Source organism: Sporosarcina ureae (genome assembly GCF_002082015.1).
In the GTDB taxonomy this organism is placed as follows: domain Bacteria; phylum Bacillota; class Bacilli; order Bacillales_A; family Planococcaceae; genus Sporosarcina; species Sporosarcina ureae_A.
On sequence record NZ_CP015109.1, the window covers coordinates 2,126,977 to 2,146,086 of the forward strand.

Annotated in this window: 21 protein-coding genes; 19 read left to right on the forward strand and 2 right to left on the reverse strand. The window is 40.4% G+C overall.

Annotated elements, in window-relative coordinates; translation table 11 throughout:
* Positions 1 to 291: 291 nt before the first annotated feature.
* Together yedF and yedE are read right to left on the reverse strand one after the other, a co-directional pair.
* Positions 292 to 531 (reverse strand): sulfurtransferase-like selenium metabolism protein YedF, encoded by a 240-nt coding sequence (yedF, locus tag SporoP17a_RS10440; protein WP_083034579.1) that lies wholly within the window; start codon positions 529 to 531, stop codon positions 292 to 294.
* Positions 521 to 1,729: a selenium metabolism membrane protein YedE/FdhT gene (gene yedE, locus SporoP17a_RS10445; protein ID WP_083034580.1), complete on the reverse strand. Its 1,209-nt coding sequence runs from the start codon at positions 1,727 to 1,729 to the stop codon at positions 521 to 523. The genes yedF and yedE overlap by 11 nt, the downstream gene beginning before the upstream one ends.
* 566 nt (positions 1,730 to 2,295) lie before the next feature.
* On the opposite strand from yedE, the gene SporoP17a_RS10450 reads away from it, so the two are divergent.
* From SporoP17a_RS10450 to SporoP17a_RS10540, 19 genes are all read left to right on the forward strand, one after another.
* A complete protein-coding gene (locus SporoP17a_RS10450) occupies positions 2,296 to 3,624 on the forward strand; it encodes a phenylacetate--CoA ligase family protein (protein ID WP_083034581.1) in 1,329 nt (442 codons plus the stop codon).
* A gap of 30 nt (positions 3,625 to 3,654) precedes the next feature.
* Positions 3,655 to 4,533 (forward strand): branched-chain amino acid ABC transporter permease, encoded by an 879-nt coding sequence (locus SporoP17a_RS10455; RefSeq protein WP_083034582.1) that lies wholly within the window; start codon positions 3,655 to 3,657, stop codon positions 4,531 to 4,533.
* Entirely contained in the window at positions 4,533 to 5,570 is a 1,038-nt protein-coding gene (locus tag SporoP17a_RS10460) for a branched-chain amino acid ABC transporter permease (RefSeq protein ID WP_083034583.1), read from the forward strand. The genes SporoP17a_RS10455 and SporoP17a_RS10460 overlap by 1 nt, the downstream gene beginning before the upstream one ends.
* A 4-nt stretch (positions 5,571 to 5,574) precedes the next feature.
* A complete protein-coding gene (locus SporoP17a_RS10465; RefSeq protein WP_083034584.1) occupies positions 5,575 to 6,354 on the forward strand; it encodes an ABC transporter ATP-binding protein in 780 nt (259 codons plus the stop codon).
* Positions 6,351 to 7,091: an ABC transporter ATP-binding protein gene (locus SporoP17a_RS10470; protein ID WP_083034585.1), complete on the forward strand. Its 741-nt coding sequence runs from the start codon at positions 6,351 to 6,353 to the stop codon at positions 7,089 to 7,091. The genes SporoP17a_RS10465 and SporoP17a_RS10470 overlap by 4 nt, the downstream gene beginning before the upstream one ends.
* Before the next feature lie 17 nt (positions 7,092 to 7,108).
* Positions 7,109 to 8,284: an ABC transporter substrate-binding protein gene (locus SporoP17a_RS10475; RefSeq protein WP_083034586.1), complete on the forward strand. Its 1,176-nt coding sequence runs from the start codon at positions 7,109 to 7,111 to the stop codon at positions 8,282 to 8,284.
* A 255-nt stretch (positions 8,285 to 8,539) separates the two neighbouring features.
* The gene (locus SporoP17a_RS10480) at positions 8,540 to 9,574 is read left to right on the forward strand and encodes an NAD(P)/FAD-dependent oxidoreductase (RefSeq protein ID WP_083034587.1); all 1,035 of its coding nucleotides are present in this window, start codon (positions 8,540 to 8,542) and stop codon (positions 9,572 to 9,574) included.
* A 37-nt stretch (positions 9,575 to 9,611) separates the two neighbouring features.
* Positions 9,612 to 9,851, forward strand: a complete 240-nt coding sequence (locus tag SporoP17a_RS10485) for a ferredoxin (protein ID WP_083034588.1) — start codon at positions 9,612 to 9,614, stop codon at positions 9,849 to 9,851.
* Positions 9,852 to 9,973: 122 nt separating this feature from the next.
* Positions 9,974 to 10,927 (forward strand): 1,2-phenylacetyl-CoA epoxidase subunit PaaA, encoded by a 954-nt coding sequence (gene paaA / locus SporoP17a_RS10490; RefSeq protein WP_083034589.1) that lies wholly within the window; start codon positions 9,974 to 9,976, stop codon positions 10,925 to 10,927.
* 16 nt (positions 10,928 to 10,943) lie between these two features.
* Positions 10,944 to 11,291 (forward strand): 1,2-phenylacetyl-CoA epoxidase subunit PaaB, encoded by a 348-nt coding sequence (gene paaB, locus SporoP17a_RS10495; protein WP_083034590.1) that lies wholly within the window; start codon positions 10,944 to 10,946, stop codon positions 11,289 to 11,291.
* A complete protein-coding gene (gene paaC, locus SporoP17a_RS10500) occupies positions 11,288 to 12,097 on the forward strand; it encodes a 1,2-phenylacetyl-CoA epoxidase subunit PaaC (RefSeq protein WP_208859796.1) in 810 nt (269 codons plus the stop codon). Before paaB ends, paaC begins: the two co-directional genes overlap by 4 nt.
* 24 nt (positions 12,098 to 12,121) lie before the next feature.
* Entirely contained in the window at positions 12,122 to 12,625 is a 504-nt protein-coding gene (gene paaD, locus SporoP17a_RS10505; RefSeq protein ID WP_083034591.1) for a 1,2-phenylacetyl-CoA epoxidase subunit PaaD, read from the forward strand.
* Positions 12,626 to 12,639: 14 nt separating this feature from the next.
* Entirely contained in the window at positions 12,640 to 12,945 is a 306-nt protein-coding gene (locus tag SporoP17a_RS10510) for an EthD family reductase (RefSeq protein ID WP_029054019.1), read from the forward strand.
* Positions 12,942 to 13,718: an enoyl-CoA hydratase/isomerase family protein gene (locus SporoP17a_RS10515; RefSeq protein WP_083034592.1), complete on the forward strand. Its 777-nt coding sequence runs from the start codon at positions 12,942 to 12,944 to the stop codon at positions 13,716 to 13,718. Before SporoP17a_RS10510 ends, SporoP17a_RS10515 begins: the two co-directional genes overlap by 4 nt.
* 14 nt (positions 13,719 to 13,732) lie before the next feature.
* On the forward strand, positions 13,733 to 14,506 hold the full coding sequence (locus SporoP17a_RS10520) for an enoyl-CoA hydratase-related protein (RefSeq protein WP_083034593.1): 774 nt from the start codon (positions 13,733 to 13,735) through the stop codon (positions 14,504 to 14,506).
* Between the two features lie 14 nt (positions 14,507 to 14,520).
* Positions 14,521 to 16,035 (forward strand): aldehyde dehydrogenase family protein, encoded by a 1,515-nt coding sequence (locus tag SporoP17a_RS10525; RefSeq protein WP_083034594.1) that lies wholly within the window; start codon positions 14,521 to 14,523, stop codon positions 16,033 to 16,035.
* Positions 16,036 to 16,129: 94 nt separating this feature from the next.
* Positions 16,130 to 17,002, forward strand: a complete 873-nt coding sequence (locus SporoP17a_RS10530; protein WP_083034595.1) for a 3-hydroxyacyl-CoA dehydrogenase — start codon at positions 16,130 to 16,132, stop codon at positions 17,000 to 17,002.
* Positions 16,999 to 18,204: a thiolase family protein gene (locus SporoP17a_RS10535; RefSeq protein WP_083034596.1), complete on the forward strand. Its 1,206-nt coding sequence runs from the start codon at positions 16,999 to 17,001 to the stop codon at positions 18,202 to 18,204. Before SporoP17a_RS10530 ends, SporoP17a_RS10535 begins: the two co-directional genes overlap by 4 nt.
* 36 nt (positions 18,205 to 18,240) lie before the next feature.
* A complete protein-coding gene (locus tag SporoP17a_RS10540) occupies positions 18,241 to 19,017 on the forward strand; it encodes an enoyl-CoA hydratase-related protein (protein WP_083034597.1) in 777 nt (258 codons plus the stop codon).
* The last annotated feature ends 93 nt before the right edge of the window (positions 19,018 to 19,110 follow it).

Below are 19,110 nucleotides of genomic sequence, written 5' to 3' on the forward strand. Positions count from 1 at the left end.
TTCTGTCGCTTAGGAATTAGGGATAGTTATCGGACGCAACAGCCGTTATTACTGCATTGTGGCTTGCCTTCAACATTTTATCATTGATGGCTTGGTTTATGAAATGGATGTGTTGGGGTGTAAAGATGGAATCTATGTTTACGAAGGGACACCTTATGACAAACTGGAAGAACTGAGGGTGGAGATTACAATTGAGCAGGGAGGGAGATCCCGTCAAAGTCGTTGGAAAAGAAAGTATAATTTAATTTTAGGAAATGAAAAGGCAGTATCCACTGGGGACGCTGCCTTTCCTCATGCGTAAATATGAAATACATATTCCTGACCGTTCTTTACTGGATCTTGCGCAAATTTGTAACCGTGAGCAATTGCTTCTTCTGGTACATTGCGGAAAGAGCCGGGACAATCGGTGATGACTTGTAGCATGTCACCTTTATTCATACCTTCAAGTGTTTCCAATGTGTAAATAACAGGATAAGGGCAGGACTCACCTCGAAGGTCAAGTGTGAAGTCCGCCTCTACTTTAGTTTGCATGTATATTCATTCCTCTCTTGATTGCTAATTTACAATGGTAACGTTTTTCTCCGTAAACCGTTAACGCATAAAGTCCACCAAGCATGAGGAGCGTGACAGAAATTGCACCAATCGGTCCAATAGTATCTAGTAAATTAATTTTTGAACCGCCCTTGACCAGTACATCATAGACACCAAGATGGTCCCATGCATAGGCAAGGAACGTAGCGCCGATAATATTACCTGCAAATACCGGTAAAAATAGCAATTGACCTTCCATCAATCGATACATCATACCCGTTTCGCAACCTGACGCCATCACGATACCGAGCCCAAATAACGTTCCACCGATAAATGTACTAAGCGTTGCAATTTGTGTGATGGGTGTTAAATCATAGATCCAAATGACAACGACCGTCAAAATAGAACTGACGGCCATCCCGGCAATGATTGCTTTTGCCATCACGCTGCGTCCAATGAGAAATAAATCACGGAATGCAGAAGTGAAACAGATTTGTCCACGCTCAATTAGAATACCGAACGCCAGACCGAACAGCGCACCTAAGCCAAGCAGTGTTTGTCCTGACGTAAAGAAGTATATAATGAGCCCGATGTAAAATATGGCGATCACTGTGCCAATGTACGGTTGGATTATACGTTTTTTTACTTGCGTCGGCTTCGCATTCCCTCGGATCAATGAAGGTTTGCCTTTCCACCAGCGGGTCTTTGTCAGTTTGGCACCAAAGAAGGTACCAATGCCTGTCGCCACAATAAAAATCCAAGAGTGAAAAGAAAATTGTGGAACACCTGTAAAAAATGCAGCCAAGTTACAGCCCAGCGCCAAACGCGCACCGAACCCTGCGATGACTCCGCCAATTAATCCCTGTACATAGCGCCGCTTTTGCTGCGGCAGACGGATTTTGAAGCTATTGCTAAGCAACACCATAATAAGTGCGCCTGCGAACATTCCCCAGACAATCCAGCCGTCCGGACGGTTCCACGTAGCTCCTTGTAGATGCACCATATCAAAGTACTGCCAGCCCGAGATATCGACTCCGAAGAGCATCAGCAGGTCGCCTCCGAGCCTTGTGAACTCACCAGTTACTGCCCAGACGGTAGAGGTTAGTCCGAAATACAAAGCACTGAGAATACCAGCTAGTAATAAGACAAGGTAGGGGTTCCAATAGTGTTGAAAAACAGGTTGAATGATTCTTTTCATATGTAGTTGCCCCTTATAGAAGTTCTTTTTCTAGTGTATTCCTAATTGTACAGAAATCAAGTAAGCAAATGCTTAAATTAATATTTTTCATATTATAAATTTAATTGCCGAAGGGATATGTATCTATTGGTAGTATGAGATAATTAGGTGCGGATTAATGCGATTAGTAAATTGAAAAAATTAGTGTAACAGTATTATTTTAATTTATATATTTAGAGACTGGTCTATGAATTTTTTTATAATAAATACAATTATAAATTATTATATCGCTACGAAGTAAAATAATTAATATAACGTATTTTATACGGCGGTGAATTTAGTGTGATTAATAAAAATGTTAAGTTTATATAATTGAGATTATGTTTAAATATCCTTGTCCATTTATTATTTTTTCCACTAAGTTACCACTTTACATAGTTTATTTTAAAGGGAATATTCAGAAATTAGTATTGACTAAATGAAAATGATGCATTAATGTATTGTTAAGTATAACGAATATAAGCAATGCCGTTTCGGACATGTTATATTCATTTGAAATAATAATAGAGAAAAGGGAGGATTTATCTATGTACAATCCAGAAATTGAAAGCGCATCCATCTCACAGAAGCGGGAAATGCAACTTGAGGGATTAAAAAAGACAGTAAAGAATGTATACGAAAATGTCGAATTCTATAAACAAAAATTTGATGAACTACAAGTTAAGCCTGAAGATATTCAATCTTTAGAGGATATTAAGAAGTTGCCTTTCACAAAGAAAAAGGATTTCCGTGATCAGTACCCGTACGGGCTATTCGCTATACCTGTTGATGATGTCGCAAGGATTCATGGCTCATCCGGAACAAGCGGAAAACCAACTATTGTCGGCTACTCAGAGCAAGATCTTAAAAACTGGGGGGTTCTAGTGGCACGTGCTATCGTCGCGGCTGGCGGAAAGAAATCCGATGTATTCCATAATGCTTACGGTTATGGCTTGTTTACAGGAGGGCTTGGTCTTCATCAAGGGGCAGATGAATTAGGTGTAGCTACTATACCGATTTCTGGAGGAAACACTGAACGTCAAATTACGGTCATCAATGATCTTAAGCCACGCGGAATTTGCGGCACCCCATCTTACGTCTTGAGTATTATTGAGAAAATGGAAGACTTAGGTATGGATCCTCGTGATACAAACTTGGATTATGGAATCTTTGGAGCTGAAGCTTGGTCTGAAGAAGTACGCCAAAAGTTAGAACGAAAACTAGGTATCAAAGCTGTAGATATTTATGGTTTAAGTGAAATTATGGGGCCAGGTGTTGCGTCTGAATGTCATGAAGCGCAAGATGGACTGCATATTGCAGACGATCATTTCTTCGTTGAAGTCATTAACCCCGATACCCTTGAACCCGTTGCTGAAGGTGAACTTGGTGAATTAGTATTTACTAGCTTACAAAAGGAAGCGCTTCCAGTTATCCGTTATCGCACTGGAGATATTGCATCAATTACTCATGAGAAATGTAAGTGTGGAAGAACAACGACGCGTATGTCTCGCGTTAAAGGCAGAACAGACGACATGATCATCGTACGTGGAGTAAATGTTTTCCCATCTGAGATTGAACGGGAACTACTTCAAGTAGAAGGATTGTCACCTGTTTATCAGATTCAATTAATTCGTAAAGGAGTTATGGATGCTATTGAATTACATATCGAGATCGAGGTTTCTCTATATGAAGAAGTTGGGTGTGACTTACTTCATGAATCCATCATGAATATGAAGCGGAAGATCCAGCACAAATTGAAGAATTCGTGTTTAATCTCAGTAGATGTTGTATGCAATGAACCAAAAGCGCTTCCAAGATCTGAAGGGAAGGCAACTCGTGTTATAGATAAGCGTGATTGTTCGCCTGTAAGTGTATGACAATAACAACTTGATAAGGGCGTGAAGTGAGTGCAAGATTTTTTACAGTTCACATTAACGGGAATTACGATTGGAAGTATTTATGCAATTGTCGCCCTTGGCTTCGTAACTATTTATAGTGTGACAAAAGTAATTAACTTAGCTCAAGGAGAATTCGTCATGCTTGGCGGATTGACTATGTTTTCACTTGTATCGGTGGGTGTACCATATTGGCTTTCCTTTATTGCTACGATTCTCTTTGTAACACTCATCGGTTGGCTAATGGAATTCCTCTTGATACGAAGAGCCAAAGGTGCTGATGCAATCAGCTTAATCATTTTAACGATTGGAACGTCGATCTTTATCCGGGGAATCAGTAGCATGGTATGGGGGAAAGACCAGCATACAGTTGCACCTTTCACTGAGAATACTCCTGTAACTATTGGAGGCGCTTCCATTACACCTCAATCCATTTGGGTTGTCTTGATTATGCTATTGGTTGTCGGTCTTATGTACATGTTTATCGATAAAACAATGCTTGGAAAAGCATTCCAAGCATCTTCTGTTAATCCTATGGCTGCAAGATTAATGGGGATAAGTCCAAAAAGAATGTCTTCTTTCTCCTTTGTGTTGAGTGCTGCGCTTGGAGCCATCGCAGGCCTTGCGATTGCGCCAATTATCTTCCCAGCATATGATATGGGCGCTATGTTGGGTATTAAAGGTTTCTCAGCAGCGATTCTAGGAGGACTAGGTAGTGCTCCTGGAGCTGTTATAGGTGGTTTGCTAATTGGACTATTCGAATCCATGGGAGCTGGCTATGTTAGTTCAGGAATGAAAGAAGTTATTACATTTTCAGTATTCTTACTTATATTGATCATAAGACCCAATGGTATTTTGGGTGAGAAAACTATCGGAAAGGGAGGTTTGTAATGAAATTACAAGGCGTTCAACAGACGAAGTGGTGGGGCGTAGTTGTATTCATTGCCGCCATCCTTATATTCCCATTGGTAGTCACTCAATCGTTTTTCATTACACAGGCCACTTTTGCAGGTATATACGCGATTATAGCTATTGGTTTAGGTCTATTAATGGGCTATGCGGGGCAAATATCCTTAGGGCAAGCGGCATTTTATGGAGTGGGAGCCTATACTACATCTATTTTGACAGCTACGTGGGGATGGAGTCCTTGGGTTAGCTTGCCTATAGCTTTATTTGTTCCAGCTCTTCTAGCTTTCTTCATGGGATATACGATGTCTCGATTAAGTGGATATTACTTAGCTATGGCAACATTGGCTCTCGGTATTATCGTTCATGGTCTGCTGGTTGAAGGTAAGGGAATTACAATGGGAGCATCAGGGTTTTATGGTATCCCACAGCTGTCATTGTTCGGCATGACAATCAACCAAGGAGTTCCATATTACTTTCTCGTATGGTTTTTCGTTTTACTAGTTTTAATACTATCACTAAACATTGTTCATTCTCGGGTTGGACGTGCCCTGCGTTCTATACATGATAGTGAAATTGCTTCTAGCTCAATGGGAGTGAATACAGGCAGGTATAAAATGCAGGTATTTATCTTAAGTGCTGCATTTGCTGGACTTGCCGGTTGGTTGTTTGCTCATATGAGCTATAGTATATCTCCTTCAGCATTCACATTTGATGCATCCATTCTTTTCTTGGCAATGGTCGTCCTAGGCGGAAGTGGAAGTGTATGGGGTGCTTTGATAGGAGCTTTATTAATACGTATGATCGGCATTACTGTTCATACACTTGGTGAGCGATTCACTTTCATCACTAGTGATTCGGAACACGTGATTTATGGATTAATCTTGATATTAGTTGTTATCTTCATGCCAAAAGGTCTATTCCCAACAGTAGTAGACTTGTTAAAAAGTGCAGCTATCAAGAGAGGGGAAAAGAAATCGTCTGTATCCGTCGCACCGATAAAACCAAGTGTTTCAGAATGAGGAGATGAGGACATTGTTGCAAGTAGAGTCAATTACTAAAAGATTTGGTGGAGTTGTAGCAAATAGCGAAGTCAGCTTCTCTGTCGATGAAGGACAAATCGTTGGGTTGATAGGCCCCAATGGAGCAGGGAAAAGCACAATGTTCAACATGATATCTTCTATATTTCCACCGACTGAAGGTAGTATTGTATTTTGCGGGAAGAAGATTGATCTACTTCCTTCATATAAAGTTGCTCCTTTAGGTATTTCACGAACGTTTCAAAATTTACAAGTGTTTAAAAATATGACAGTGATCGAAAATGTCATGGTAGGCCAGCATATGAAAACGAAGCAAAACCTTTCAGGAGTTGCCTCTATGTTACTTGGCATAACTAGAAAAGAGCGCAAGGTGTATGAAGAAGCAATGGACATTTTACGTTTCTTCAATCTAGAATCACTTTACGATCAGAAAGCATCTAGTTTGTCATTAGGAAAATTGCGACTACTGGAATTTGCTCGTGCCTATGCTACAGAACCTAAACTTCTTCTATTGGATGAGATTGCAGCAGGATTAAATCACAGTGAGACATCTGAAATGAGCCAGTTAATTAAAAGAGTTAGAGAAACTGGAGTAACCATTCTAGTCGTTGAGCATGACATGGATCTAGTCATGAGCATTTGCGATAAACTTGTTGTTTTGGATCAAGGCATGAAGATTGCAGAGGGAACTCCAAAAGAAATTCAAGCGAATGAAGCTGTAATTTCGGCTTACTTAGGCGCAGAAATCGAGGAGGAAGTCGTATGAGTGAACAAAACCTACTGAATATACTCGACTGTTCTGTCAGCTACGGGCCGATTCAAGCATTAAATCGCGCATCATTGTCTGTTAATCAAGGTGAAATTGTTGCTTTGTTAGGAGCAAATGGAGCGGGTAAGACAACTCTTTTACAAACCGTTTCTGGATTGCTTCGACCGACAAGTGGGCAAATTATTTATCAAGGTACTGATATTACAGGAATGGAAGCTGAAAAAATTGTAGGAAAACATTTAATTCATGTACCTGAACATCGTCAAATTTTTTCTACAATGACTGTTTTGGATAATTTATATTTAGGCGCTTACCACCACCGTAAAACCACTAACAAGCAGGCAGTAGAAGAAAACATCAAAAAGGTTTTCGAACTGTTTCCGATACTAAGAGATCGAAAAGATCAAATGGGTGGAACGATGTCTGGCGGTCAGCAACAAATGCTTGCAATTGCGCGGGGAATGATGGCGGAGCCCGATCTGTTGTTACTAGATGAACCTACATTAGGACTCGCCCCTCTCGTAGCGAAAGATGTATTGGAGCTCGTTGGTGATTTACGTAAGCAGTTTGGGACAACAATTTTATTAATAGAACAAAATTTACATGCATCCCTTAGGATAGCTGATAGAGGGTATGTCATTTCTCATGGTGAAATCATTAAAAGTGGTAGTTCAAGGGAATTACTGAATGATCCAGAAGTGAAAGAAGCTTACTTAGGGCACACAGTACATTGATGATGGAGGATGAGAAGATGTTCAGAAAATTACCTATGTTAATCCTAGCAGTTATGATGTCAATAGTGCTAGCTGCGTGTAGTGACGCAGACGCGAAGACTGAAAGTGGAGAACTGACAGAGTATAAAATTGGTGCGATTTATTCTAAAACAGGTCCTAATAGTCCATTGGGTGAACCTGAGTGGAATGCAGCGAAACTATTAGAAGAAAAAATTAACGCAGAAGGTGGAATTGATGGTATTCCATTAAAAATAATTTTAGCTGATGACGAATCTAGTCAGGAAAAAGCAACACAAGAAGCTAATCGATTAGTGAATGATGAAAATGTATTAGCGCTACTTGGTTCATCAGGAAGTGGTGAAAGCCTTGCAATGAAAGGAATCGCCATGCAACAAAAAGTTGCGATGATTTCTGCTGCAGCAAGTACGCATATCGTCGAACCTGTTGAAGATGCAGAATGGGTGTTTAAAACACCGCAATCGGATAGACAAGCAGTTGAACGTATTTATATGTATTTAAACGAACAAGGAATTAATAAAATCGGCACGATCAGTGATTCCAATGCATTTGGTTCGAGTGGCTTAGAGCAATTGGAAGCTTTGGCAGATGAATATGACATTAAAATTGTAGCGAAGGAAAGCTATAATACACAAGATCCTGATATGAGTACACAAGTAACAAAAATTAATAGTGCAAAAGCAGAAGCGATTGTCGTCTGGGGAACGAATCCCGGACCTGCTGTAATCGCAAAAAATGCTCATGATCTAGGGGTTAAATTACCTGTATTTGGAAGTCATGGCATTGCAAATCAAAACTTTATCTCTTTGGCGGGTGAAGCTGCAGAAGGCGTAGTAATTCCGACTGGAAAACTACTATTCCCAAATCAGATTCCTGAAGATGATATACAGTACGATGTAGTATCAAAATTTTACAATGAGTATACGGAGAAATATGACAGTGAGCCGACTAACTTTGGTTCTTACGGTTATGACAATGTGATGTTGGCAGTAGAGGCATTAAAGAACGGAGCTACTGATCGTCAAGCCATCCGTGATTATTTAGAAGCGAACATTAAAGACTGGGTCGGTACGACAGGTGTTTATAATTACGCAGCTGATGATCATAATGGGCTTGGACCAGAGAGCTTTGTAATGGCGACTGTTAAGGACGGGAAATGGACGTATATTGAATGAGATAGAAAAGCACTGCGCCGTAGCAGTGCTTTTTATATGAAAATTTCTTTAAGAGTAGTTTATCTATCAAGTAATGCTTGGCAAGAGCACAAGATTATCCGATTTTAAAATAGAAATAAATTATTCTGAATATATTCTTGACAACGCTTACACATTGATTTAAGATACTAAGTATAACAAAAAAGAAGAGATACGTTAATTATCCGTTATACTTTGAAGAATAATTTCCTACTGAAAGAGAGGAGAATACGGCATATGAGTACTGAACAGAAAGTTTATGATTTAACGATAATCGGTGGCGGCCCTGTGGGATTGTTTACTTCCTTTTATGCAGGTATGCGCCAAATGTCGGTAAACTTAATTGAAAGCCTTCCGCAACTTGGTGGTCAATTAACGGCTTTATATCCTGAAAAGTATATATACGATATTGCAGGATTCCCTAAGATCACGGGACAAAATCTTATTGATAATCTGGTTGAGCAAATGTCTCAGTTCGAACCGAATATCACCCTTGAACAAGAGGTACGTGAAGTGATTAAGCAAGAGGATGGGAACTTCAAAATCAAAACGAATAAAGAAACTCATTACTCTAAGGCAATTATCATTACAGCTGGAAATGGCGCGTTTCAACCTAGAAAGCTTGATGTGGAAAATGCAGAACGATATGAAGATAAAAACTTACACTACTTCATTAAAGATCTACAATACTTTGCGGGAAAAAATGTACAAATTTTTGGTGGCGGTGACTCTGCTGTAGACTGGTCTCTGATGCTTGAACCAATTGCGAATAAAGTAACACTCGTTCACCGCCGTGATAAGTTCCGAGCACATGAAGCTAGCGTAGAAAACTTAATGAATTCTAAAGTAGAAATTAAAACACCGTATACACCATCATTGTTTATTGGTGAAGATAGAATCGAGAAAATCGTTCTAAGTAAGATGAAATCAGAAGAAGTAGAAGAAGTAACAATTGACGAAGTGATCGTTAACTATGGTTTCGTGTCTTCTCTCGGTCCTATTAAGGATTGGGAATTAGAAATAGAAAAGAATAGTATTGTCGTCAACTCGAAAATGGAAACGAACATTGAAGGTATTTACGCTGTAGGCGACATTTGCACGTATCCAGGAAAAGTTAAACTTATAGCTAGTGGATTTGGAGAAGCGCCAACAGCTGTTAGTAACGCAAAGGTCTACATTGATCCAACAGCTAAAGTTCAAGCCACTCATAGTACGACATTGATGGAGAAAAAGGAAAAGCAAGAACAGAAAAAAGTCCCGGTCAACTCTTGAACACTTGACTAAATTAGAATAAAGGAGGACACCTTTTATGGCTACACATACTATTGTTGATCAATCGACTTGCATAGCATGCGGTGCATGCGGAGCAAGCGCACCTGATATTTTTGATTACAATGATGAAGGCTTTGCATTTGTGCACCTTGATAACAATGAAGGTTCAGCGGAAGTCGATGAAGATTTACTAGATGATCTAGATGATGCTCTCGAGGGCTGCCCAACCGACTCTATCAAAGTTTCGGAACATCCCATTGTTTTAGAGGAAGTTTAGTATTTTTTTGAAATGAAGTATAACGAAATTTAGCCAATTTCTATAAATGTGTTATATCAATCCTTCGTCAAGAAATACTACAAGGTATTAACTGTTCACAATCTAAAGGAGGAATTAGATAAATGGTAACGATGACGACTATGACCACAGATGAAAAAATGGAGTATTTCATGAAACGCATAGAGAGTGGCGATAAGATCCAAGCAGACGATTGGATGCCAGAAGAGTATCGCCAAACATTAATTAAACTTATTTCCATGCACGGGATCAGTGAAATTATGGGAGCACTTCCTGAGAAAGAATGGGTGCCTAAAGCACCTTCGCTATACCGAAAACTTGGAATCATGGCGAAAGTACAAGATGAAATGGGCCATGGACAATTATTGTTACGCGTAGCAGAAGATTTGATGAAGCCATATGGTAAAACTCGCGGAGATATCATGCAAGATCTATTTAATGAGGATTTGAAATTTCATAATGTGTTTCATATGGAAACAAAAACTTGGGCAGATGCAGGATTGATCGGTTGGTTAGTAGATGGGGCTGCGATCATTACACAAACGAATATGTTAGACGCATCTTACGGGCCATATGCTAAGGCACTACAACGTATTTGTGCAGAAGAGGTATTTCATGCGCAGCACGGAGAATCGATTATCATGGCACTTGCAGAAGGAACGGAAGAACAGCGAGCAATGGTGCAAGATGCACTTAACCGCTGGTGGCCAGCACTTCTTATGTTCTTTGGACCTCCAAGTAAAGCTACGACAGGTGCATCGAAGCAAGAAGCAACTATCAAATATCGTATTCGGAAGAACACGAATGAAGAATTACGTCAAAGTTTCCTAGATAAATACATTCCGAGAATTCTATCACTAAGTTTAACAATTCCGGACGATACATTGTATTTTGATCAAGAGAAAGAACATTGGGTATACCAGCAACCTGACTGGACAGAATTTAAAAAGATTATTAAAAATAATGGACCAAAATCACAAGCGCGTCTTAATCTTCGCCGTTCATCATACGAGAACAATGCGTGGGTACGTGAAGCGTTAAGTGCAGTTGTTGAATAAAGGAGCGATGGAGAATATGTCAGAGAAAACATTTTATCAAGAGTTTGAAGTATTCAGTAAGCGTACCCATGCCGCATCATTCCAGCATCAATTTGATTTACTAGCGCCAAATGAAGACATGGCACTTATGATGGCACAAGAAAATTTTATGCGTCGAGAGCCTGTCGTTGATATATGGGTCGTAAATAAAAAGAATATCCGCAGTATGGATGAAGAAGAACGCCTATCTTTGAACCGTTTGGATAACAAAGAGTACCGTACTACAAAAGGGTATGGATACTTGCGTAAAAAATGGCGTCAATACGAACAAGAAATGCTTGATGAGAAAGAAATCTTATCTTGGGCAGGAGGTAAAGAAAAATGAGTAACGTAGAAAGAATGATGAGTGCAGAAGAGAAAAAGGCTATAGAGGCACTTATATTCCAATTAGCGGATGATGATTTTCTGTTTTCCTATCGTGGCTCTGAATGGTTAGGGCTGGCTCCACATATAGAAGAAGATGTTGCATCATCCTCCATCACGCAAGATTCGATGGGTCATGCAGCCATGTATTATAAGTTGCTAGAGGACTTGGGGGTAGGGAAAGCAGACGATCTCGCTCACTTACGTCCTGCACAAGAACGAAAGAATAGTGTGTTGACCGAACGTGTCAACGGTGACGGATATTATATGGATACACCACAATACGATTGGGCTTATACAGTAGTTAGAAGTTACTTCTATACACAAGCGAAAAGAGCAAAAATCAATTCACTAAGAGAAAGCTCATATGAACCACTTCGCGAAATTGCTGTAAAAGTAAGCATGGAACTCTATTACCATGTCATGCATTGGAAGTTGTGGTTCGAACAACTACTAAGCTCAACAGAAGAGGCAAAAAGTAAAATGGCTAGCGCGATTGAACTAGTTGTTGAAGATATGGGAGATCTATTCTCTTACGGAGAACAAAAAGAATCGATTGAACGATTTGACTTGATAGATTCGGAAGAAAAGATACAAAATAATTGGCTTGAAGCATTGCGTCCGACTTTTGAAAAACTACAGTTGGACTTACCTACAATCCCTGAACCGAAGTTGAATGGCCGTAATGGACAACATACAGATGAATTACAAACAGCAATCGATACACTTTCTGAAGTGTACAGACTCGATACAGCCACTAACTGGTAATAGAAAGAAAGAGGTGTTTTGGAAATGGTAGCTCTAGTAAAAAACTCACAAAACTTAGAAGTATGGAAGGTGCTTGAAAGCGTCAAGGACCCTGAAATTGATACAGTCAGTATAGTGGATCTTGGAATGGTGGAGAAAGTGGAAGTTGAAGCCGAACAGATCAAGGTAACTTTATTACCTACGTTTTTAGGTTGCCCGGCACTTGAAATCATCCGAACGAATACTAAGAATGCTGTGATGGGGCTATCTGGATCCAAAAACGTCGAAGTAGAATTTATTTTCAGTCCTCCTTGGACGTCTGATCGTGTAACAGAGAATGGACAAAAAGGATTGAAAGAGTTTGGAATCGCTGCTCCACCACGTCACCTAGAAGAGGATGGATCTTGGCATGTGGATTGTCCGTATTGCGATTCAACGTACGTAACGATGGAGAATATATTTGGACCAACGGCTTGTAGAAGTATTTTATATTGCAAGAGTTGTAAAACTCCGTTTGAAGCAATGAAACCTGTATCAACAATAATGTAACTGGAGGAATTTAAATGGCTAAATTAATCGCATTATACAAACACCCTGAAAACAAAGAGGAATTTGACGAGCATTACTTCAACGTTCATTCACCAATCACAGCGAAGATTCCTGGCTTGCGTGAGATGAAAGTAACAAAGTTCACTGGCAGCCCAATGGGTGGAGAACCACCGTATTACTTGATGTGTGAAATGATCTATGATGATGCAGCATCATTAAAAGCAGGCTTGAGCTCTGATGAAGGAAAGGCTTCTGGAAAAGACTTGATGGGCTTCGCTGGAAAGCTAGTCACTTTGATGATTGGTGAAGACAGCGAATGACTGCTTACAAATTCATAGAAACATCGGTGGATCAACAAGTCGGCATGATTGAATTAAACAGACCTAAGCAATTGAATTCTTTGAATCGCAATATGGTTAGTGAAATTCTCGAGGCGCTGCAATCGTTTGATCGAAATGACGAAATACGTGTAATTTTACTAGTAGGTAAGGGAAAAGCTTTCTCTGCTGGTGCAGATATAGATGAGATGGCTGGAGCAGATTCAATGAGTCTTGAATTATTGAACCAGTTTGCTGACTGGGATCAGATTCCTCTCATCAAAAAACCCGTCATCGGTGCAGTTCATGGATTTGTTTTTGGTGGAGGTTTTGAACTTGCTCTTTGCTGCGATGTTCTTTTGGCTGCGGATGGAACAGAGTTTTCATTCCCTGAAGTGACTTTAGGTGTCATGCCTGGAGCTGGCGGGACGCAACGCTTAACTAAGTTAGTTGGACGTGCGAAAGCGATAGAGTGGTTATGGACAGGTGAGCGAATCAAAGCTACTGAACTACAAAAACATGGAGTGATTAACCGAATTGTTTCTCAAGAGCTATTGCGTGAAGAGGCTTTACGGTTTTCAAATAAGGTCGCTAGCATGCCGCCACTTGCTATCCGAATGATTAAAGACTCAGTAAACAAGGCGGTTGACTATCCATTGTATGAAGGTATGCAGTATGAGCGAAAGAACTTCTATCTTCTATTTTCATCCGAGGATCAAAAAGAAGGAATGCAAGCTTTCGTTGAAAAGAGAAAGCCGATATATAAAGGAAAATGAGGAGACGATTTTCTATGTTTGAAACAATTCAATACGAATTGAAAGATGGTATTGCTTGGCTTACATTGAATCGTCCTGATAAATTAAATGCATTCGTAGCGCAGATGAACCGTGAAATTAAAGAAGCGCTACGTATGGCATCAAAGGATGACAATGCAAGATGCATCGTCGTAACAGGTGAAGGTCGAGCATTCTGTTCAGGCCAAGATCTATCAGAAGTTGATGAACAAATGGATCATGGGCAAGTACTAAGAGACCACTACGGTCCAATGATTCTGGAAATAAAGAAAACAGAAAAGCCCATCATAGCAGCAGTCAATGGAGTAGCCGCTGGGGCTGGTTTTAGTCTAGCTCTAGCATGTGACTTCCGTTTGATGTCTGAGAAAGCCAGCTACATAAATGCATTCATACATGTAGGACTCATTCCCGACTCTGGCAATCTGTATTATCTATCACAATTAGTTGGTGCAGCAAAAGCAGCAGAAATTTCAATTCTAGGCGAGAAAATCACTGCGGCCCAGGCATTGGATTTAGGGCTAGCAACGAAAGTATTCTCACAAGAAGACTTCGAAGTAGAAGTGGAAGCGTTTGCAAAGACGATTGCAACGAAGCCAACTAAAGCAATTGGACTAATTAAAAGAGGATTGAATGATGTTCAGACGCTACCGTTTGAAGAGTATCTTCAACGTGAAGCAGAAAGTCAGCGAATTGCTGGATTGACTGAAGATCATGCGGAAGGTATTGAAGCATTTAAAAACAAAAGAAGTCCTGAGTTTATTGGAAAATAAGAGGAGGAAATACCATGACAAAAATTCAAGAGCAAGAAGTAGCACAAACTATGAAGCGTGATTTCTATAAATTATTTATCAACGGAGAGCAAGTGGAAAGCAGCAATGGCGCTCGTACAAAAGTGTATAATCCGGCAACAGGGGAATTCTTAGCGGAAGTCGCTAAAGCAACTCAAGAAGATGCACAGCGCGCTATTGAAGCGGCGCGTAATGCATTTGATAATGGGAAGTGGAAGATCACACCTACAGGAAAACGCGCTCGTGTCCTTAATAAGATTGCGGCGATCATGAGAAGTCGTTTTAGCGAATTAGTAGAACTAGAAGTACTAAATACAGGGAAAACGATTGCGGCAGCACAAGCTCAGATTAATCAGGCGGTAGAGGATTTTGAATTTTATGCAGGTGCATTAGTTTCACACCGCGGCTCCGTAAATAACGTACCTGGCCAGTTCCACAACTACACGGAAAAAGAGCCAGTTGGTGTATGTGCTCAAATCATTCCATGGAACTACCCACTAATGATGGCGGCTTGGAAAGTTGCACCGGCACTTGCGGCAGGTTGTTCTGTAATTATTAAACCGGCATCCCTTACACCCCTAACAGCAATTGTATTAGGTGAAATTTGCCACGAAGCAGGAGTTCCAGAAGGTGTAGTAAACATCTTACCAGGATCAGGTGCTGAAATTGGAAACTATCTAGTTGAACATGATTTAGTAAATAAGGTAGCTTTCACAGGATCTACTCCGATTGGTAAAGATATTATGGCACGTGCTTCTGGCACATTGAAGCGTGTCACATTAGAGTTAGGCGGTAAATCACCAAGCCTAATCTTTGAAGATGCGGATATTGATCAAGCGGTAGATTGCTCAATCTATGGTATTTATAATAATACTGGACAGTCATGTGATGCACGTTCACGTATTTATATTCATGAAGACGTGTATGATGAGTTCGTTGAGAAATTCATTGAAAAGACGAACCGTATCGTTCTTGGCGATCCGTTCAGCAAAGAAACACATGTTGGAGCAGTAATTGACCAAGGACAGTTAGATACTGTAAAGGAATATGTACAATCAGCAATTGACGAAGGAGCAGAAATTTTAGCTGGCGGTGAGCAAATACATCCTGAAGGCTTTGAAAAAGGTTTCTGGTATGCGCCTACAGTCATCGGTAACGTGACGCAGGAAATGCGTGTAGTACAAGAAGAGATCTTTGGTCCTGTCGTTGTACTATCCAAGTTCTCGAATGAAAAAGAAGCGATCACACTAGCGAATGACTCGGAATTTGGACTTGCATCATCTGTTTGGTCTAAAGATGGCGCACGTGCAACACGTGTAGCAAATAAAATTCAAGCAGGTATCGTCATGATCAACTCGCCATTCTCTGCTTTCCCTGGAACACCATTTGGTGGATACAAGCAATCTGGTTTCGGACGCGAGTTAGCTATTGAAACATTAGATCTTTATTCCGAGACAAAGAGTATTATGTCTTATTATGGTTCTCGCCCATTAAACCCATTCGGACTGTAAAAAACATTACGTTAAAAAGGAACAGGGGCTAGTTCGCATGCCTCTGTTCTTTCTTACTATAAATAGGAAATAGCCATTTAAAGGGGGAAATAAAATGATTGAAAAAATTGTAGTTGTTGGTTCTGGTGTGATGGGTAGAGGTATTGCCTATGTAAGTGCACTAGGTGGATATTCTGTCACCATCGTAGATATTAATGAACAAGCATTGGAAAATGCAGAGAAGGAAATTGAATTAATCATCACGAAAGGTTTGGAGCGACAAAAAATTACGCAACAAGTGGCAAATGATATTCGTAGTCATCTTCATTTTGAAACAGAATTAGCAATAGCAGCAAAAACAGCGGATCTTGTAATTGAAGCAGTGCCTGAAGTAGCAGATATTAAGAAGCAAGTCTTCCAAACGATTGAAGAAAATGCACCTGCTTCATGTTATTTTGCAACGAATACGTCGACTATGAGTCCTACTGAAATTGCATCATTTGGTCAGCGTCCTGAACGCACTATTGCCATGCACTTTTTCAATCCCGTACATAAAATGCCACTTGTAGAAATTATACGCGGGCTAGAAACGAGTGATGAAACAGCAGAGGTCATTAGAAATGTAGCCGTTAAAATGGGGAAGGAAACGGTTGTCATCAATGAATTCCCTGGGTTCGTCACAAGCCGAATTAGCGCCTTAGTCGGAAACGAAGCGTTCTATATGTTGCAAGAAGGCCTAGGTTCACCCGAAGAAATCGATAAAGCAATTAAACTAGGCCTCAACTATCCTATGGGACCGTTTGAATTAGTAGATTTAGTTGGACTAGACGCACGCTTGAATAACTTGAAATATCTCCATGAGAAACTGGGTGAAAAATATCGTCCTGCCCCTTTGCTAGAACAATACGTTAAAGCTGGACGTCTTGGTAGAAAAAGCGGAAAAGGGATCTATGATTATTCGGATAACAAGGAGATGGTGAAATCATGAGGGAAGTAGTAATCGTTGATGCAGTACGTACACCATTTGGAAGATATAAGGGAGCGTTAAAAGCAGTTCGCCCCGACGACTTGGGTGCTACAGTAATCAAAGCCTTAATTGAAAGAAATCCAAGTCTTCCTACTGAAGAAATTGAAGAAGTGATTTTTGGCAACGCGAATCAAGCAGGTGAAGATAATCGTAACGTGGCTCGTATGTCTGCATTACTTGCCGGCTTACCTATAGAAGTGGGCGGAACGACAATTAACCGCCTATGTGGATCAGGTATCGACGCAGTGATGTATGCAGCAAGAGCGATCATGGCCGGCGAAGGGGATGTCTTCATCGCAGGCGGTACGGAAAGCATGACACGCGCACCATTTGTAATGGGTAAACCTGAAGTGGAGTACCCGCGCGGAGATATGAAAATGTATGATACGACGATTGGATGGCGCTTTACGAATAAGGAATTAGAAGAAATGTACGGATCTGACACTATGCCGAAAACAGCGGAAAATGTAGCAGAACGTTATAACATTTCACGTGAAGAGCAAGATGCTTTTGCGTATGAAAGTCAACGTCGAGCGAAAAAGGCTATAGAGGAAGATGCATTCAGCAAAGAAATTGTCCCAGTTGTATATAAAGATCGTAAAGGCAATGAAATCATTGTAGAGCGAGATGAACATCCACGTCCAGAATCATCTGTTGAGGCATTAGCGAAACTACGACCAATATTTGAAGGTGGGTCAGTTACAGCAGGAAATGCGTCAGGTGTAAACGATGGAGCTGCAGCACTTTTAGTAATGAGTGCAGAGAAAGCGAAAGAGCTTGGCCTGAAACCACTTGCAAAGTATGTGACAGGCGCAGTAGCAGGTCTTGAGCCAGCGGTGATGGGTCTAGGACCAATTTATGCCTCACGCAAAGCTTTAAAACGCGCGGATTTAACAGCGGATGATATGGGCTTGGTAGAATTAAATGAAGCATTTGCTTCCCAGTCGCTTGAATGTATTCGCCAATTAGAACTGGATACAGACAAAGTAAATGTCAACGGTGGAGCCATTGCATACGGACATCCACTCGGAGCAAGCGGTGCACGTATTTTGATGACGTTAATATATGAAATGAATAAGCGTAATACGCAATACGGTCTGGCCACTATGTGTATAGGTGTTGGACAAGGTATAGCCATGATCGTAGAAAAGCCAGAACTATAAAACTACTTACGATTGACGCATAAAGGAGCTTATATAATGAAACCAGTTTTATTGAAAGTTGAAAATCGTATTGCTTATGTAACAATCAATCGGCCTGAATCTTTAAATTGCTTTAATTACCCTGCCTTAAAAGAACTACAAGAAATAGTAGAGACTCTCCACATTGCACCTGATATCAGAGCTGTGATTTTTAAAGGAGAAGGAGAAAAGGCATTCAGTGCGGGTGCGGATTTAAAAGAACGTAAGACTCTTAACGAATCGGAAGTGCGTCGCAACGTAAAAGCTATTCGTGACGTATTCAATAGTATAGCAGAATTACCTCAGCCTACAATCGCCGCTGTGAATGGTCATGCACTTGGCGGTGGTTTTGAATTGATGCTGGCTTGCGATTTCTCGATCGCCGTTAGTCATGCTACGTTAGGCTTGACTGAAACAAGTTGGGCTATCATTCCAGGAGCAGGAGGCACACAACGGCTACCTCGATTAGTTGGCGTGATGAAAGCAAAAGAGCTTATATTCACTGCTAAACGCTTGACTGCAACGGAAGCATTAGAGCTAGGCATTGTATTAAAAGTAGTAGAATCAAGTAATTTACTAGCAACTTGCGAAGAATTAGCGGAAGCTATTATGAAAAATGGTCCTGTTGCAATTAAACAAGCTAAATATGCAATTAATGAAGGTCTAAATACTGACCTTCGTACAGGACTTGCAATTGAAACGAAAGCATACGAATTAGTCATCCCGACCGAAGATCGCGTTGAGGCTTTAACGGCATTCAATGAAAAACGTGAACCGGAATTCCAAGGCACATAAGCTTGTCATCAATATTGGGCAACGGTTATAATGGAGAGAAGGAACCAAATAATTTAATTGAAAGAGTGGTTTTTTCTATCTCTAATACACAAT

Excerpts from the sequence above, each read along its gene's own strand:
- yedF (WP_083034579.1), bottom strand. The coding sequence starts at position 531 with ATGCAAACTAAAGTAGAGGCGGACTTCACACTTGACCTTCGAGGTGAG.
- yedE (WP_083034580.1), bottom strand. The coding sequence starts at position 1,729 with ATGAAAAGAATCATTCAACCTGTTTTTCAACACTATTGGAACCCCTAC.
- SporoP17a_RS10450 (WP_083034581.1), top strand. The coding sequence starts at position 2,296 with ATGTACAATCCAGAAATTGAAAGCGCATCCATCTCACAGAAGCGGGAA.
- SporoP17a_RS10460 (WP_083034583.1), top strand. The coding sequence starts at position 4,533 with ATGAAATTACAAGGCGTTCAACAGACGAAGTGGTGGGGCGTAGTTGTA.
- SporoP17a_RS10465 (WP_083034584.1), top strand. The coding sequence starts at position 5,575 with ATGAGGACATTGTTGCAAGTAGAGTCAATTACTAAAAGATTTGGTGGA.
- SporoP17a_RS10470 (WP_083034585.1), top strand. The coding sequence starts at position 6,351 with ATGAGTGAACAAAACCTACTGAATATACTCGACTGTTCTGTCAGCTAC.
- SporoP17a_RS10475 (WP_083034586.1), top strand. The coding sequence starts at position 7,109 with ATGTTCAGAAAATTACCTATGTTAATCCTAGCAGTTATGATGTCAATA.
- SporoP17a_RS10480 (WP_083034587.1), top strand. The coding sequence starts at position 8,540 with ATGAGTACTGAACAGAAAGTTTATGATTTAACGATAATCGGTGGCGGC.
- SporoP17a_RS10485 (WP_083034588.1), top strand. The coding sequence starts at position 9,612 with ATGGCTACACATACTATTGTTGATCAATCGACTTGCATAGCATGCGGT.
- paaA (WP_083034589.1), top strand. The coding sequence starts at position 9,974 with ATGGTAACGATGACGACTATGACCACAGATGAAAAAATGGAGTATTTC.
- paaB (WP_083034590.1), top strand. The coding sequence starts at position 10,944 with ATGTCAGAGAAAACATTTTATCAAGAGTTTGAAGTATTCAGTAAGCGT.
- paaC (WP_208859796.1), top strand. The coding sequence starts at position 11,288 with ATGAGTAACGTAGAAAGAATGATGAGTGCAGAAGAGAAAAAGGCTATA.
- paaD (WP_083034591.1), top strand. The coding sequence starts at position 12,122 with ATGGTAGCTCTAGTAAAAAACTCACAAAACTTAGAAGTATGGAAGGTG.
- SporoP17a_RS10510 (WP_029054019.1), top strand. The coding sequence starts at position 12,640 with ATGGCTAAATTAATCGCATTATACAAACACCCTGAAAACAAAGAGGAA.
- SporoP17a_RS10515 (WP_083034592.1), top strand. The coding sequence starts at position 12,942 with ATGACTGCTTACAAATTCATAGAAACATCGGTGGATCAACAAGTCGGC.
- SporoP17a_RS10520 (WP_083034593.1), top strand. The coding sequence starts at position 13,733 with ATGTTTGAAACAATTCAATACGAATTGAAAGATGGTATTGCTTGGCTT.
- SporoP17a_RS10525 (WP_083034594.1), top strand. The coding sequence starts at position 14,521 with ATGACAAAAATTCAAGAGCAAGAAGTAGCACAAACTATGAAGCGTGAT.
- SporoP17a_RS10530 (WP_083034595.1), top strand. The coding sequence starts at position 16,130 with ATGATTGAAAAAATTGTAGTTGTTGGTTCTGGTGTGATGGGTAGAGGT.
- SporoP17a_RS10535 (WP_083034596.1), top strand. The coding sequence starts at position 16,999 with ATGAGGGAAGTAGTAATCGTTGATGCAGTACGTACACCATTTGGAAGA.
- SporoP17a_RS10540 (WP_083034597.1), top strand. The coding sequence starts at position 18,241 with ATGAAACCAGTTTTATTGAAAGTTGAAAATCGTATTGCTTATGTAACA.